This is a genomic window from Prevotella veroralis, assembly GCF_018127765.1.
Lineage (GTDB): Bacteria > Bacteroidota > Bacteroidia > Bacteroidales > Bacteroidaceae > Prevotella > Prevotella veroralis.
This window is the reverse complement of the sequence record NZ_CP072330.1, coordinates 65,636-82,445: the sequence shown is the minus strand read 5'-3', so window position 1 is coordinate 82,445 and position 16,810 is coordinate 65,636. Positions and strand designations below refer to the sequence as shown.

10 protein-coding genes and 3 rRNA genes are annotated in these 16,810 nt (G+C 42.8%); 6 read left to right on the top strand and 7 right to left on the bottom strand.

The window, feature by feature from the left end; translation table 11 throughout:
• Positions 1 to 26: 26 nt before the first annotated feature.
• The 4 genes from J5A55_RS00325 to J5A55_RS00310 all read left to right on the top strand — a co-directional run bounded on the left by J5A55_RS00325 (position 27) and on the right by J5A55_RS00310 (position 2,845).
• Positions 27 to 1,022 (top strand): virulence RhuM family protein/type II toxin-antitoxin system death-on-curing family toxin, encoded by a 996-nt coding sequence (locus tag J5A55_RS00325; protein ID WP_004384495.1) that lies wholly within the window; start codon positions 27 to 29, stop codon positions 1,020 to 1,022.
• 39 nt (positions 1,023 to 1,061) lie between these two features.
• Positions 1,062 to 1,607, top strand: coding sequence for a hypothetical protein (locus J5A55_RS00320; RefSeq protein ID WP_004384494.1), 546 nt, complete (start codon positions 1,062 to 1,064; stop codon positions 1,605 to 1,607).
• Between the two features lie 368 nt (positions 1,608 to 1,975).
• Positions 1,976 to 2,572, top strand: a complete 597-nt coding sequence (locus J5A55_RS00315) for an HU family DNA-binding protein (RefSeq protein ID WP_004384493.1) — start codon at positions 1,976 to 1,978, stop codon at positions 2,570 to 2,572.
• A 63-nt stretch (positions 2,573 to 2,635) separates the two neighbouring features.
• On the top strand, positions 2,636 to 2,845 hold the full coding sequence (locus J5A55_RS00310; RefSeq protein ID WP_004384492.1) for a DUF6722 family protein: 210 nt from the start codon (positions 2,636 to 2,638) through the stop codon (positions 2,843 to 2,845).
• 257 nt (positions 2,846 to 3,102) lie between these two features.
• Here the strand turns inward: J5A55_RS00310 and glgP are convergent, their stop codons facing one another.
• Together glgP and J5A55_RS00300 are read right to left on the bottom strand one after the other, a co-directional pair.
• Positions 3,103 to 5,661 carry an alpha-glucan family phosphorylase gene (gene glgP / locus J5A55_RS00305; RefSeq protein WP_004384491.1) on the bottom strand — a complete coding sequence of 853 codons (2,559 nt, stop codon included), beginning with the start codon at positions 5,659 to 5,661 and terminating at the stop codon, positions 3,103 to 3,105.
• A 48-nt stretch (positions 5,662 to 5,709) separates the two neighbouring features.
• Entirely contained in the window at positions 5,710 to 7,359 is a 1,650-nt protein-coding gene (locus tag J5A55_RS00300; protein ID WP_004384490.1) for a glycogen/starch synthase, read from the bottom strand.
• Between the two features lie 146 nt (positions 7,360 to 7,505).
• On the opposite strand from J5A55_RS00300, the gene J5A55_RS00295 reads away from it, so the two are divergent.
• Entirely contained in the window at positions 7,506 to 7,988 is a 483-nt protein-coding gene (locus J5A55_RS00295; RefSeq protein WP_004384489.1) for a hypothetical protein, read from the top strand.
• Positions 7,989 to 8,012: 24 nt separating this feature from the next.
• Here J5A55_RS00295 and J5A55_RS00290 read toward each other — a convergent pair whose 3' ends face one another.
• The 5 genes from J5A55_RS00290 to J5A55_RS00270 all read right to left on the bottom strand — a co-directional run bounded on the left by J5A55_RS00290 (position 8,013) and on the right by J5A55_RS00270 (position 15,627).
• The gene (locus J5A55_RS00290) at positions 8,013 to 8,204 is read right to left on the bottom strand and encodes a hypothetical protein (protein ID WP_155813805.1); all 192 of its coding nucleotides are present in this window, start codon (positions 8,202 to 8,204) and stop codon (positions 8,013 to 8,015) included.
• Positions 8,205 to 8,225: 21 nt separating this feature from the next.
• On the bottom strand, positions 8,226 to 9,284 hold the full coding sequence (locus J5A55_RS00285; protein ID WP_004384487.1) for a hypothetical protein: 1,059 nt from the start codon (positions 9,282 to 9,284) through the stop codon (positions 8,226 to 8,228).
• Positions 9,285 to 10,361: 1,077 nt separating this feature from the next.
• Positions 10,362 to 10,474 (bottom strand): 5S ribosomal RNA (gene rrf / locus J5A55_RS00280).
• Between the two features lie 339 nt (positions 10,475 to 10,813).
• Positions 10,814 to 13,716: ribosomal RNA gene (locus J5A55_RS00275) — 23S ribosomal RNA — on the bottom strand.
• A 380-nt stretch (positions 13,717 to 14,096) separates the two neighbouring features.
• Positions 14,097 to 15,627: ribosomal RNA gene (locus tag J5A55_RS00270) — 16S ribosomal RNA — on the bottom strand.
• Together the 16S, 23S and 5S rRNA genes form the textbook arrangement of a ribosomal RNA operon.
• A gap of 403 nt (positions 15,628 to 16,030) precedes the next feature.
• On the opposite strand from J5A55_RS00270, the gene J5A55_RS00265 reads away from it, so the two are divergent.
• Positions 16,031 to 16,729 (top strand): alpha/beta hydrolase, encoded by a 699-nt coding sequence (locus tag J5A55_RS00265; RefSeq protein ID WP_004383146.1) that lies wholly within the window; start codon positions 16,031 to 16,033, stop codon positions 16,727 to 16,729.
• The last annotated feature ends 81 nt before the right edge of the window (positions 16,730 to 16,810 follow it).

The window sequence follows — 16,810 nt, the reverse complement described above, 5'->3', positions numbered from 1 at the left end:
TACGAATAACTAAACATCTAAACAATATGACTGAGAATCTAAATGACAAGATCATTATCTACCAAAGTGAAGATGGTAAGACCCAACTTGATGTGAAGTTGGAAGGAGAGACCGTGTGGCTTACACAGGCACAAATGGTTGAACTCTTTCAATCCAGTAAAGCAACGATTAGTGAGCATATAAAACACATCATAGAAGATGATGAACTCGATGCTAACTCAACTATTCGGAAATTCCGAACAGTTCAACAAGAAGGTAAACGGCAAGTTTCTCGTATAGTTGCTTATTACAATCTTGACATGATAATCTCAGTTGGTTATCGAGTCAATACAAAGCGTGGTATCCGTTTCCGTCAATGGGCTAACAGCGTTCTCAAGCAATATCTTGTAAAAGGTTATGCCATTAATGAGAACATTCGCAAGCAGCAGATTGCAGAATTAAGGCAGCTGGTGCAAGTCGTTGGTAGAACCATTCAGCAACAACCAGCGAAGTCTACTGACGAAAGCAATGCCCTCTTTGACGTGGTTGTAGATTACACCTATGCGCTCGATACTCTCGATGATTACGATTATCAACGACTACATATTGCACGAATAACTAAGGAAGAGCCCTTCCATGCTACATACGAGAATGCAATGCACGAAATCGACCTCCTCCGTCAGAAGTTCGACGGTTCGGTACTCTTCGGCAACGAGAAAGACGAATCATTCAAGAGTTCCATTGGACAAATCTATCAGACGTTTGGCGGCGCAGAGCTCTATCCAAGCGTAGAAGAAAAGGCTGCCATGCTGCTCTATCTTGTCACCAAGAACCATTCTTTCAGCGATGGTAACAAACGTATTGCCGCCACTCTCTTCCTCTGGTTCATGAATAACAACGGCATCCTCTATCGCCCTGATGGTACCAAGCGAATTGCTGACAACACGCTCGTTGCCCTTACGCTGATGATTGCAGAGAGCAAGACGGAAGAGAAAGACATAATGGTGAAGGTGGTGGTAAACCTTATCAATCAAGCGAACTGATAAATCCATAAACATAATTATAAACTAAAACAAAAGAGTATGAAAAAGATTCTATTATCCTTAACGCTACTCATGCTATCCGTAGCTATGTATGCACAAAATGAAGTAACCAAGTTCTTAGGTATCCCTATTGATGGGACTAAGGCTGATATGATTCAAAAGATCAAAGCAAAGGGATTTAGTTACAACGCCCAAGAAGATTGCCTTGAAGGAATATTTAATGGAGAAAATGTATATATCTCTATACTGACAAACAAAAGCAAAGTGTGGAGGATTGCTGTAACTGATAAAACTGGTCGTGATGAAGGACAGATAAAAATAAGATTCAACGATCTATGCCAACAATTTGATGACAATCCCAAGTACTATTCATTAAAAGGAACACAAAAGCTATCTGATAATGACGATATCTCATACGAAATGACTATACACCATAAACAATTTGAGGCTGTCTACTACCAACTACCACATGACAGAGCACGGAATAGGAAAGTTTGGTTTATCATAGGAGAAGTATATGGTAAATATCGTATACTCATATTTTACGATAACAAAAGAAACCAGGCTCATGGCGAAGACTTATAACCTTAACAGAACATCATTTATCAAGTCAAGCAGATAAGTAACGACAAAACTACCAACATACGACTCCCGAACCTTTCTCATAGGTTCGGGAGTCTTTTTTATTATGTTCCGACTTGCAAAGAAGCGGGATTTGTATTATCTTTGTATGCGCTAAGTATCAACATCACCATGGTGAGAATATATTACTACCATGGTGAGAGAATAACATCTCCGTGGTGAGGATTAATTATCACCATGGTGACTGAAATGTGCAATAAGGCTAAATGAATTGCAGATACTATACAAAGAAATATTATAACATAGAATAAATATCAGTGGGACGGTATATATCCGTTACTACAACAGCTTACTAATATAAAACAAAGGCTATGGCAATATTTTATAAACTAATGAAGACAGGGGGCAATCTACCTAAGAATGCCGAATTAAGAATCGTACCTATACAATATCAAACCGTAGGATTAAGGCGCATCAGTAAGAATATAGTGCAGGCTACATCACTTACTGCTGGTGATATTACAGCTACGATTCTCTCTTTAAAGGAGGAGATAACAAGAGAGCTAAAGGATGGTAATAATGTACACTTACCTGGTATAGGATACTTTTCTGTTGCTCTGAAAGGTGATATCTACAAAGACCCGCGCTCACACAAACCACGATTACGTAATGCGGAAGTACGTACCATAAAGTTTCGACCTGACAAGGAAATCCTCCAAGAGATGACCATGATAGAAGTGAAGAACGTTACAGAGGTAGAAGAACTGGCATCTGCTCCAACACCAGAGGAAATCAATAGTACTATTGACGAACTACTATCCAAGCAAGGAATATTCACGGTTAGAAATTTCCTCTGTAGCCTTAACATTTCCCAGTCGACGGCTTATAGGCTCCTTGCCAAACTAGAGTCTGAAGGGAAGATCATTAACATAGGTTCTCGCCGTTGCAAGTTATTCAGAAAGGCATAGCGTCAGCGCAAAAGAAAAGGAGCAAAGGTATGTTTTTATAAATATAATTGCTATATTTGCAGCATGAAGAAGGATAGAAGATATTTCAGAAAAGAGACGCTGTCAAAGCTCTACTTAGAAGCAAGTAGATATAGTCTTGACTTGTCAAAGCTAATCTTTGGCGGTATCATCCTTTCGGGTATCATGGGAATGCAGATAGAGAAGGCGTATCTGTTAATTGTCGGACTCATAGCTGTTATTCTCACAGCACTCTTCGGATTCATTATGTTTTAAAAAGTAGAAGTTATGGAATTAATCTATTTTCTAATAGCTGTTTCGGCTATTGCTGCACTTGGCTGTATATGGGGTATCATTCAACTCAACAAGACGAGCCACGAAGAAACAGGAAATATAGCTTGAGCCAAATTAATTGTGCATAACATGGAAGAGGATATCTTTCTCTCTTTCGCAGACTATCCAGTATCAATAAAAAGCCATTCTCAACACTTGATTGAGAATGGCTTTCTTATTATGTATATGCCTTATCTGTCTTAGCCAATCCACTTCACATAAGCGAAGTCCTGACGGTGAGGCAAGAGACTGTTCTTAGGGAACATTCGGACTGCATATTTGTAAGCACCTGCCTCGGTTGCATCGAAAGATGCTTCAAAGGTATAATGGTTACCCTCTGTCTTCACGAGCTTGAATGGGATTACCTTATGGATATTTACATCGTCAACTGGGGCATGCTTCAAGAATACAAGCTCCAAGCCGATAGCATCTTGCAAACCTTGCTCGTCAAGGGTGTAAGTTACCTTTATCTTATGACCTGTTGCTATATCTTGCAATGCCTCCTCATTCTTTGAAACGACATAGATGCTGTCCCAACGCTCGGCAACAGACTCTTTCCACAGAGCTATCTCCTTAGCGAGATGATAATCATTCTTCTGCAATTCGTGTGAACGCTTAGCCTGACGCTCGTAGAACTTATCGTAGTAGTCATCCAACTGACGCTTCATTGTATAGTGAGGAGCGATAGTTGCGATAGAGTTCTTTACAACTTTCACCCAGTCCTCTGAGTAACCCTTCTTCTTATCTTTGTTGAAGTAGAGCGGTGCAATCTCATTCTCAAGCAAACTATAGATTGTAGCAGCATCAAGCTGATCTTGATAAGCTTGGTTCTGATAGGTACGCTTCTCTGGCAATGCCCATCCAGCTCCCTCACGGTAGCCTTCAACCCACCAGCCATCGAGAACAGAGAGGTTAACAACACCGTTCATCTCTGCCTTCTCACCAGATGTTCCACTTGCTTCGAGTGGGCGAGTTGGTGTGTTCATCCAGATATCAACGCCAGATACGAGGCGACGAGCCAACTGCATATCATAGTCTTCGAGGAAGATTATCTTACCGAGGAACTGTGGCATACGAGAGATTTCAAAGATACGCTTGATCAATCCCTGACCTGCGCCATCAGCAGGGTGTGCCTTACCTGAGAAGAAGAATAGAACAGGACGCTCTGGGTTATTAACGATCTTCTCTAAACGCTCAAGGTCAGTAAAGAGCAAGTGTGCACGCTTGTAAGTAGCAAAACGACGACAGAAACCAATCATCAATGCGTTAGGGTTGATACGCTCAAGGATAGAAACTACCTTAGCTGGATCACCCTGATTGCGGAGCCACTGCTTAGTAAACTTATCACGGATATACTTGATGAGCTTCTGCTTCAATGCCATACGTGTCTCCCAGATTTCTGCATCTGGAACGTTATAGATTGCATGCCAAATGCTCTCGTTGCTCTGATCGCTCATGAAGCTCTTATCAAAGTACTTATCGTAAACCTTACGCCACTCTGTTGCTGTCCATGTTGGGAGGTGTACACCGTTGGTAACATAACCTACAGCGTTCTCCTCTGGGAAGTAACCCTTCCACAATGGAGCAAACATCTTCTGGCTTACCCAACCGTGAAGTTTTGAGACACCATTGATTTCCTGACAAGTGTTACAAGCAAAGGTACTCATACAGAAACGCTCGCCGTGGTCATCTGGATTGGTGCGACCCATACCGATGAACTCATCCCAAGAGATACCAAGCTTTGCAGGATAATCACCCATATACTTGCCGAATAGCTCCTCGTCGAAGTAGTCGTGACCTGCTGGCACTGGGGTGTGAACGGTATAAAGTGAAGAAGCACGTACAAGCTCCATTGCCTGATTAAATGTCAAACCACCATCGATATAGTCACAAAGACGCTGAAGGTTGCAGAGTGCTGCGTGACCTTCATTGCAGTGGTAAATATCTTTCTTGATTCCGAGTTTCTTCAAAGTAAGGATACCACCGATACCGAGCAATATCTCCTGCTTCAAACGATTCTCCCAGTCACCACCATAGAGAGAGTGAGTGATAGGGCGGTCGAACTCTGAATTCATATCGTTGTCTGTATCGAGCAAATAGAGCTTAATACGACCAACATTCACACGCCATACAAGTGCATGCACCTGATAGTTGCGGTAAGGTACGTCTACAACAACTTGATTACCGTTCTCATCAAGCTCACGCTCTATAGGAAGAGAGTTGAAATTCTGTGCGTCGTATTTAGCAATCTGCTGTCCATCCATTGAAAGGCTCTGTGTGAAGTAGCCAAAACGATAGAGGAAACCTACAGCGCAAAGGTCTACATTTGAGTCAGATGCCTCCTTGAGGTAGTCGCCAGCCAACATACCAAGACCACCAGAATAAATCTTCAATGCCTGATTCAGACCAAACTCCATACAGAAGTAAGCAACAGAAGCACGCTTCTTATTTGGCTTAACGTCCATATAAGTACGGAACTTCTTATAAACATCACTTACCTGTTTCATCAGTTTCTTGTCCTTTACGATAGCTTCCTTGCGGTCGTAGCTAAGACGCTCAAGAAGCTGAACTGGGTTATGCCCCACTTCCTCATAAAGAGTCTCGTCAAGTGCCTTGAACATGTTACGTGCTTCGTAATTCCATGCCCACCACATGTTGTGAGCAATCTCATCAAGACATGCCAATTCTTTTGGCAAGGTTGATTTCACAGTCACCTCTTTCCACTGAGGCTCGTTGGAATAATCTGACTTAATTTTCATAAATTCATTTAGTTTTTGACTATTTATCGTTTATCGTTATCAAAGCAATCATCGCTTATTACGTTCTGTTGCTTTACGTAGAGCTATGTCGTATGCCTGCTCATAATAGCGAATGAACTCACTCCATAAAGCTTTATGTGAGAGTTTCTCCGCATTACGGCGACATTTATTTACGATTGAATTATTAAAGTTCGAGTAGCGAACAACTGTATCCTTAATACCATCGGCCACTTCCGAATAATTGTAATCGGTGCGGTGCAACACTTTCACTCCATCTTCTATTTCGCTATATGCGCCCTTCTCTGTATTTGCCCACAAGCCAAAGCCTGCAAGGTCAGTTGTAATACAAGGTACCTTAAAAGCAACCGCTTCCAATGGAGTGTAGCCCCAAGGCTCATAATAAGAAGGATAAACACAGAGATCATTCCCTAATACAAGGTCGTAATAGCTCATATTAAGGATGCCATCATCACCAGTTAGATAACAAGGCACAAAGATAAGCTTCACCTTGTCAGCCTTTGCATTACAAATACCAAGCGACTGTGCCATATTCATCACATTATCATGCTCCTGTTCGTTGAGCCAGTGCGTCAAGAGTGGCATATCAAGGGGAGTATCAAAACTCTCTCCACTCTTCAGACGCTCAATAAGGTCTTGACGCGGACTATTTACCCATCCAGGCACTTCTATAAAGGCTACGACCTCTTTCTTTAGATTCTCATCAAAGCGCAATCTATTCATCGCTTCGATGAACACATCAATTCCTTTATTACGGAATTCATAACGCCCACTGGTTGAAACGATCAATGTATCGTCGCTAAAATCAGAACCAGTAAGAGCATTTGCTACATCTAATAGACGCTTACGAGCCGCCTTACGCTTCTTTGTGAAGGTCGTCCCCTTAGGAACAAAGTCATTCTCAAAGCCATTCGGAAGAACTGCATCTACAGGCTTCTCAAGTAATTCCTTACATTCCGTAGCCGTTATATCACTCACCGTGGTAAAACAATCAACATAATGGGCAGTCTGCTTTTCAATAGAATGCTTACTTTCCACATTCAGCTCGGAAGCCATCTGATCGCCATTATAAGCCCACAAATATTCGTATAGCGGCTTATTATTGCCTGCAATACTACGACCAATGCAAGTGGCATGAGTCGTAAAGATGGAAGCAATCTGGGGCATACGATATTGAAGAATGAGCGCAGCAAAACCCGTTTGCCACTCGTTAGCATGAAAGATCACCTTATCTTTCTCACTAAGATAGAACTTATAGAAACTCTCTACAACAAGAGCCGTAGCGTATGCAAACATTGCTGAATCGTCATAATCTCCGTATGCATGAAGACTATCAACACGATAATACTCCCATAGCTTACCATACAATTCTTCCTTATGCTCAAAGCATGACTGAAAGTCAACGAGCATAGCGATTGGCTCACCGGGAATATCCCAACGACCAACCTTAACCTTTAAACCATCAGCCAATGCCCTTTGTTGCCAATCGGCAAAAAGACTATCATCTTGCTTGAAATAAGGAGATTGAGAATCATACCAACAATCTGGACCAAGGAATATCACATGATCCTTTATCCTGTCCTGTAATGTTTTTGCGCGAGTGGAAAGTACAGTATAGATACCTCCGACCTTGTTACATACCTCCCAACTAGTTTCGAAAATATAATCCGGAAACAACATCTTTCCTTTTAAAAATTTGATATATATCGCATACAAAGGTAATACAAAAACATATAAAACACAACTTTAGCTCTTACATTTTTGTCCTCTATTGATAAATTAATCGCTATTTTAATTAACTTTGCATATATCAAACATTTAGAATAATGGAACATAGAATTGCAATTGCGATATTAGCTTTGTTGTCCCTAGGGCTTAACATGAATGCTCAAAACGTAACAGGTGAAACGAAGAAGATTGAGTGTCAAAAGAAAGAGGGGAAAGATAGTATCTTCAAAGCACATCTTGTAAACAATGAATATCAAGTTTGGTTAGATATCAACTTCTACGATAACAACATCATTGTACCGCGCCAGGAGATATTCGGCAAAGTACCCGGTTACTTCGGTGCAAAGCGTGATACCCGCAAATGGATTATTTCTGATGCAACCATCAAAGGCAAGAAAGCGATACTTACCATCATCAACGATTACGGAAGCGAAGATTTAAAAGCTGAATTGAAACGTAATACAGACGGGAATTACACGCTTACACGCTTAGAGGGAAGTGTGATGAAAATCGTTGTTGACAACAAATGGGTAAAGATTCCGAAGGAGCTTACTTTTAAATTCTTTCCTTATAAAAAGTAAGGAAGAACAACCTTATAATGAACTTTATTCATCCTCTTTTCCACAAAGATTCGACTCCTCTACTTCTTCAAAGTAAGACCGCTTTGATAATTGAGGAGTTGTCCCTCCTGTCGTATTTGCTTTTCCTAGGATACCTCTTTGAGGTGATCCACTAAGAAATACCGTTTCTAATAAACATTCATTTACTCTAATGATTGGTTGTACATAGCTTTTCATGTCGTTATATTTAGGTTATTGTTATTTCTTTAAATATTTTTTTCCATTCATTATAATGATACCTTTATAATCTTTAGATACACGTTGACCAGCAAGATTATAAATCGATTCATCCTCACCTCGTCTATCACTGATTGACAAGGAATGAATGTTTGTTGCTGTATCAAAAGCAAAGAATGGCTTTGCAGACGCAGAAGTTGCTGGTGGATTATAGGCAATATAAGCTTTATGTGCTCCATTCTTGAAAGAATGTCCATCTTCATTCATCCAATAAAAGCCAACACCATTAATACCACCGCGGAATGCATAGTAGATTTGACCACCCTTTGTTTCCTCTTCTTGGTCGCTTCCTTTTAATACATTATCTTTATCTTTTACTCCAGTCTTAGCTGTCACTACAAACTCATAAGTACCCTTATTTGCTTCCAAAACAACAGCCGTTCCATTGGGAATGATGTCATTTCTATTATACCGATGACTTTTCTCTAAGCTATTATTAACTATCTTGTAAGTCCAAGCAACAATACCAGCAGGAACAACTAGAGACTTATCACTATAATAAAGGGTGGCACGTTTAGCTTCAGAAATACTTATCGTTAAAGGCAAATACTCATAGACTATCTTGATAGATTTAATATAAACATCTCGAGTAGTAACAGAAGTTAAAATAAGCTTTGAGCAGAGTGAAGATTCATCTAAACGATAAAATGAGTATTTAATATTCTTGTTTTCCGCATTATCTTTATTCGTGAGTACTTTATTAAAAGGCTTTATAATCTTTAAATCAAAATGCTTTTTCTGACAAGTAAAAACTACCTCTTTCAGTCGGATATTATTCCCTGAGATGTGCAACTCGTCAGTAGATTGAAACCTAAAGAATCTATCATCTTTATCTCCTAAAAATACTGGACTATAAGGCATCCCATTTGAATTAGAAACCTCCAAGATAATATCTCCTTGCTTATATACACCTTTAAAATTCGAAATATTAGATAAATCTATTTTCTCACTAAAAACCTGTGCGTAGCACACTATAGGTAAGAAAAATATAAAGACACAGAGTTTTAAGTTTTTAAACATAGACATTACCTATCTTATTTTCCATTTAGCATTAAAAAATACAAGCATCCATCTTCTTCATTATTACCACATAAAAATTGCAAAGACATGTAAATAAAATATGAGAATTAGAAATACTATCATTAAAAAAACATACAAATATACAAATAATACGGCAATAATAAAAGGCTTACAGTACAAACCAGCTAACAAAAAAGACCAACAAAGAAATTTAAACGACTGATAAACTTTATTTAAAGATAAACTTCTATTACACATAGCTTCGACAGCACCACTTGTATCGATCCTTAACTCAACTAGTACTAACCATCAACACCAATCATCAGATACCCTTGCCTAATACAACTAAAATCATCTTCTCCTCCCCCACTACGCATCTATCACATCCAGTAATCATGAGTTCGCTATTAAACAAATAACACAGGACACTCAAAAAATTGTTTGCGAACAATTTTTAGCCTGCCTTAGAAGTGCTTCTTCTTGGTTCTATCATAAAGTCTTATCGACGTAAGATTATTAAGGTTAGGCTCGAATTGTTAACATTGACGAAATGTACTTTCGTGGGGCACGGGTTATACTTCCGTGCCCTACGGGCCGTACAGCCGTACTCTATGAGTCCTACTACTCAGATAAGGGTATTAAGCAATCGTGGATAAAGGTGTTAAACACCCTTAGGTAAAGGTGTTAAACACTCTTAGGCAAGGGTGTTAAACACTCTTGGGTAAGGGTGTTAAACACTCTTGGATAAGGGTGTTAAACACTCTTGGGTAAGGGTATTAAACACTCTTGAGTAAGGGTGTTAAACACTCTTGAGTAAGGGTGTTAAACACTCTTGAGTAAGGGTGTTAAACGCTCTTGGGTAAGGGTGTTAAACGCTCTTGGGTAAGGGCGTTAAACACCCTTGATGCACATCCTACGTATCTCGGTAATTACGCTCTATCAGCATTACTTCCCTGCGGACGGTGAGCGATTGTTCGGAGAGGAGTAGGGCGATGAGGGTTAAGAGTTATAGGGTTGAGAGTGGGACAACAAAAAAGAGAGCCCCGAAGATTTCTCTTCAAAGCTCTCTCATATTAAAGAAGGCGGCGACCTACTCTCCCGCATTGCATTGCAGTACCATCGGCGCAGACGGGCTTAACTTCTCTGTTCGGAATGGGAAGAGGTGGAACCCCGACGCAATAACCACCTAATGTCTTGTTCGGTTGACTGGTTTTGAAGTTGACAAGTTAACTAGTTGTTTGTCTTTATTCTTGTCTTCCTTCTGTCTTCTTATCAGTAGATTCGTTATTAAACATTGTCCTTAGAACTAATAACTTGTTTACTCGTTCACTTTTAACTCGCTTTCTTGTACACTTTTAACTTGTCTACTCGTATACTTGTTAACTCGTCTACTGACTTGTCAGCCGTATAAGGTGACGTATTTCCACAAGCAAAACATTATAGAACTTTTCTACTTCTATCAAGAAGATTACACAGCTCAAAGTCTGAGTCACTGGTCCCCGCTCTCCACTCTAGGGAGGCGGGAGACCCGAAGAAAGTTTCGGGCAATTAGTAGTGCTCGGCTTTGACGTCACCGTCTTTACACCTACACCCTATCAACGTCATCGTCTATGACGACCCTTATGAGGAGTTCTCATCTTGCGGCTGGCTTCGCACTTAGATGCTTTCAGCGCTTATCCAATCCAGACTCAGATACCCAGCGGTGCACCTGGCGGCACAACTGGTAAACCGGAGGTCTGTCCAACACGGTCCTCTCGTACTAGTGTCAGCACCACGCAAAACTCCAACGCCCACGATAGATAGAGACCGAACTGTCTCACGACGTTCTGAACCCAGCTCGCGTGCCACTTTAATGGGCGAACAGCCCAACCCTTGGGACCTTCTCCAGCCCCAGGATGTGACGAGCCGACATCGAGGTGCCAAACCACCCCGTCGATATGAGCTCTTGGGGGGGATCAGCCTGTTATCCCCGGAGTACCTTTTATCCTTTGAGCGACGGAGTTTCCATACACATCCGCCGGATCACTATGCCCCAGTTTCCTGCCTGCTCGGCATGTCTGCCTCCCAGTCAAGCGCCCTTATGCCATTGCACTCTATGAGACCGGTTACCAATCGGTCCGAGGGCACCTTTGGAAGCCTCCGTTACGCTTTTGGAGGCGACCACCCCAGTCAAACTACCCACCAAGCAGTGTCCACACCATAGGCGTGTTAGACCTCAGACAGCCAAAGGGCCGTATTTCAAGGATGGCTCCACGAATGCTGGCGCACCCGATTCAAAGCCTCCGGCCTATCCTACACATCGGATGACCAAGGTCAATGCTAAGCTGTAGTAAAGGTTCACGGGGTCTTTTCGTCCCATCGCGGGTAATCGGCATCTTCACCGATACTACAATTTCACTGAGATCATGGTTGAGACAGCGTCCGGATCATTACACCATTCGTGCAGGTCGGAACTTACCCGACAAGGAATTTCGCTACCTTAGGACCGTTATAGTTACGGCCGCCGTTTACTGGGGCTTCAATTCAATGCTTCCTATTGCTAGTGACATCTCCTCTTAACCTTCCAGCACCGGGCAGGTGTCAGGCTGTATACTTCATCTTTCGAGTTTGCACAGCCCTGTGTTTTTGTTAAACAGTTGCCTGGACCTATTCTCTGCGCCTCATATTGCTATGAGGACCCCTTATCCCGAAGTTACGGGGTCAATTTGCCTAGTTCCTTAACCATGAATCTCTCAACGCCTTAGTATATTCTACCCGACCACGTGTGTCCGTTTGCGGTACGGGTCGCAGTAACATTAAGTTTAGCGGATTTTCTCGGAAGTATGATTACCTGCACTCAACGCTTCCCGAAGGAAGTGCTGTACTTTCGTGTTTCAGCTCGAATGGTGGATTTGCCTGCCATTCTCATAACCTAAGCACTTAAACGCCCTATTCCGTCAGGGCGCGGCAGTGTCACTGCTCCGTCTCCACATCACTGATACTGCGAGTTGCGGAATATTAACCGCATCTGCCATCGCCTTCGCCGTTCGGCTGAGACTTAGGACCCGACTAACCCCGGGCTGATTGGCATCGCCCGGGAAACCTCGGTCTTTCGGCGAAAGGGAATCTCACCCTTTTTATCGTTACTTATACCTACATTTGCTTTTCCATAAACTCCAGGATCAGTTACCTTCACCATTCGACGTCGATGGAATGCTCCCCTACCGATACTTTTAATTTACATTACTATCCCGCGCCTTCGGTATCTGACTTATACCCGATTATTATCCATGCCCGGACCCTCGACTAGTGAGCTGTTACGCACTCTTTGAATGAATGGCTGCTTCCAAGCCAACATCCTAGCTGTCACGGGGACCAGACTTCGTTAGACTAACTTAGACAGAATTTCGGGACCTTAGACGGCGGTCTGGATTCTTCTCCTCTCGGGGACGGACCTTAGCACCCGCCCCCTTACTGCACATCTGCTGTCCATAAGCATTCGGAGTTCGTCAGGTCTCGATAGGCGGTGAAGCCCTCTTGACCTATCGGTCGCTCTACCTCTTATGGAGATCGATGCACGCGGCACCTAAATGCCTTTCGGGGAGTACGAGCTATCTCCAAGTTTGATTGGCCTTTCACTCCTACACTCACCTCATCGGGAAGCTTTTCAACGCTTATCCGTGCGGTCCTCCATTCGGTGTTACCCGAACTTCAACCTGGGCAAGTGTAGATCACTTGGTTTCGCGTCTACCCCATCTGACTTGACGCCCTATTCAGGCTCGCTTTCACTACGGATGCGCATCTCATGACGCTTATCCTTGCCAGACATGGTAACTCGTAGGTTCATTATGCAAAAGGCACGCCGTCACTGAATTAACAACTCCGACCGCTTGTAGGCGCATGGTTTCAGGAACTATTTCACTCTCCTCATCGGAGTGCTTTTCACCTTTCCTTCACAGTACTCGTTCACTATCGGTCTCACGGGAGTATTTAGCCTTACCGGATGGTCCCGGCGGATTCGCGCAGAATTTCACGTGTTCCGCGTTACTCAGGATACCACTACGTCTCGTCATGCTTCGAATACGGGATTATCACCCTCTATGATTGTTCTTTCCAGAACATTCTTCTCACAATCTAAGTACGACAGCGTGGTCCTACAACCCCAGTGGCGCATTGCTACGTCACTGGTTTGGGCTATTCCCCGTTCGCTCGCCACTACTAGGGGAATCATTAGTTTATTTTCTCTTCCTAGAGGTACTAAGATGTTTCAGTTCCCTCCGTTTGCCTCACTACGTCTGTAGTGATAGCAGGTCTTCAACCTGCTGGGTTGTCCCATTCGGAAATCCTTGGATCAATGGTTATTTGCACCTACCCAAGGCTTATCGCAGCTTATCACGTCCTTCGTCGCCTCCGTGAGCCAAGGCATCCGCCATGCGCCCTTTCTTACTTTCTTCGCCTTCTTCGTAATTACTTACAAAGAATGTAGCTCATACTTTCAGCTGTTGTGTGATTCTAAACATTTTGAAGCTATTGCTTCAATAATTAGAATGCTAATTCTTCCCATTAATAGAAAGAATCGTTCTACTTTACAGTCTTGCTTGTGTCAATATGTCAAAGATCTTGTGCTGTATAAACAGCGAAGTGGAGAATAAGGACTTGAACCTTTATGTGAGCCTTTAACTCTAAACTCCTACATTTATATAATACAGAGTGCAGTGAGTACAAGAAGAAAAACGAACCAAAGGTTCTATTTTATCTCTTGATTACCATTAACTCGTCAACTCATATACTTAAATACTTGTCAACTTACTAACCGATAAACATCCTCTCCAGAAAGGAGGTGTTCCAGCCGCACCTTCCGGTACGGCTACCTTGTTACGACTTAGCCCCAATCACCAGTTTTGCCCTAGGCCGATCCTTGCGGTCACGGACTTCAGGCACCCCCGGCTTTCATGGCTTGACGGGCGGTGTGTACAAGGCCCGGGAACGTATTCACCGCGCCATGGCTGATGCGCGATTACTAGCGAATCCAGCTTCGTGGGGTCGGGTTGCAGACCCCAGTCCGAACTGGGACCGGCTTTCAAGATTGGATGCAATTTGCATTACACCGTCCCTCTGTACCGGCCATTGTAACACGTGTGTAGCCCCGGACGTAAGGGCCGTGCTGATTTGACGTCATCCCCACCTTCCTCACACCTTACGGTGGCAGTGTCTCCAGAGTGCCCAGCATCACCTGATGGCAACTGAAGAGAGGGGTTGCGCTCGTTATGGCACTTAAGCCGACACCTCACGGCACGAGCTGACGACAACCATGCAGCACCTTCACAGAGACCCCGAAGGGCGTCATTATCTCTAAATCCTTCCTCTGCAATTCAAGCCCGGGTAAGGTTCCTCGCGTATCATCGAATTAAACCACATGTTCCTCCGCTTGTGCGGGCCCCCGTCAATTCCTTTGAGTTTCACCGTTGCCGGCGTACTCCCCAGGTGGGATGCTTAATGCTTTCGCTTAGCCGCTGATACCAGGTACCAACAGCGGGCATCCATCGTTTACTGTGCGGACTACCAGGGTATCTAATCCTGTTCGATACCCGCACCTTCGAGCTTAAGCGTCAGTGGCGCTCCCGTCAGCTGCCTTCGCAATCGGAGTTCTTCGTCATATCTAAGCATTTCACCGCTACACGACGAATTCCGCCAACGTTGTGCGTACTCAAGGAAACCAGTATGCGCTGCAAGTCAGACGTTGAGCGTCTACATTTCACAACACACTTAATCTCCGGCCTACGCTCCCTTTAAACCCAATAAATCCGGATAACGCCCGAACCTTCCGTATTACCGCGGCTGCTGGCACGGAATTAGCCGGTCCTTATTCGTATGGTACCTGCAAACAATCACACGTGATTGACTTTATCCCCATACAAAAGCAGTTTACAACCCATAGGGCCGTCGTCCTGCACGCTACTTGGCTGGTTCAGGCTCTCGCCCATTGACCAATATTCCTCACTGCTGCCTCCCGTAGGAGTTTGGACCGTGTCTCAGTTCCAATGTGGGGGACCTTCCTCTCAGAACCCCTACTGATCGTCGCCTTGGTGGGCTGTTACCCCGCCAACAAGCTAATCAGACGCATCCCCATCCATAACCGATAAATCTTTCATTCTCTTCTGATGTCATCGAAGAATTACATAAGGTATTAGTCTGCCTTTCGGCAGGTTATCCCTTAGTTATGGGAAGGTTGGATACGCGTTACTCACCCGTGCGCCGGTCGACGTCCGAAGAGTGCAAGCACTCAACGCCGTTTCCCCTCGACTTGCATGTGTTAAGCCTGTAGCTAGCGTTCATCCTGAGCCAGGATCAAACTCTCCATTGTAAAATATCATTTGTGACAACTTATATAAATACAAGCCATCCGTTTGTCTCTGTGTCAGAATGCCTATCCTTAAGTATCAAGTTAAAAAGCACCTACTCAATTAATTGATCGGTTCGTTTCTTTTACCCATCTGTTTGATTCATAAACAAACAGACGCTTCTTGTACTACTTCTCTGTTTATGTAAATCTTTTCAAAGAACTCTTTTTCTTATCACTCTACACGTTATAAGCGGATCGCTTATTCCGTAAAAGCGGATGCAAAGGTATGGATAAAACTAATACCTTCCAAATGTTTTGAAGAGTATTTTCAAGAAAAGTGGGAATTATCTTATAAAAATTGATATACATCAATAATATTAGCTAAAAAGGAGTACTTTTGTATGCAAACATCGATAAATAGAATATGAGACATCAAAGACAAATAATAGAGATAAATGGTCATACATGCATAATTCACAGCGAAGATAATGCAAAGGATTTTCTAATTCAGCCCGTGGATAGTCATGATACGGAAGAATTAGAGCACCAGATTGACTATATAGAAGAACATTCATCAGCAACATTCACCCACATTGCCATATGTATAGAGAAGTGGAATGCAGAATTAACACCATGGTCAGCTCCACCTGTATTCGGTAAGATTCCCTTTGGAGATGGTGCGAATCACACCTTATTATATATAATACAACAACTGATTCCCAAATTACAGCATCTATACAACTTATCCATTTGCGCAGAGAATACATTTCTTGGTGGCTATTCCCTTGCTGGGCTATTTGCTTTATGGGCTTCTTATCAAGCAGAGATACCCTTCAATGGTATTGCTGCAGCATCCCCATCCGCATGGTATACAGGTTGGCTTGACTATGCAGAGAGTCACACTCCACAAGTAAAGAACGTCTACCTCAGTCTAGGAGATAAGGAAGAAAAGACAAAGACAAAACTCATATCAACCATCAGTAAGGACATTCTCCGACAAGAACACATATACAAGGCAAAAGGAATAAACTGCAAGATGGAATGGAACGAAGGCAACCATTTCCAAGACAATGGTATCAGAATGGCAAAAGGATTTGTATGGCTTATGCAGAACCTAGACTAATAACATCTACACATAACTAGAGATTAAATAAAGGAAGCGTCTCCCTCATAAGATTTAATCACAAAGGAAGACGCTTTTATA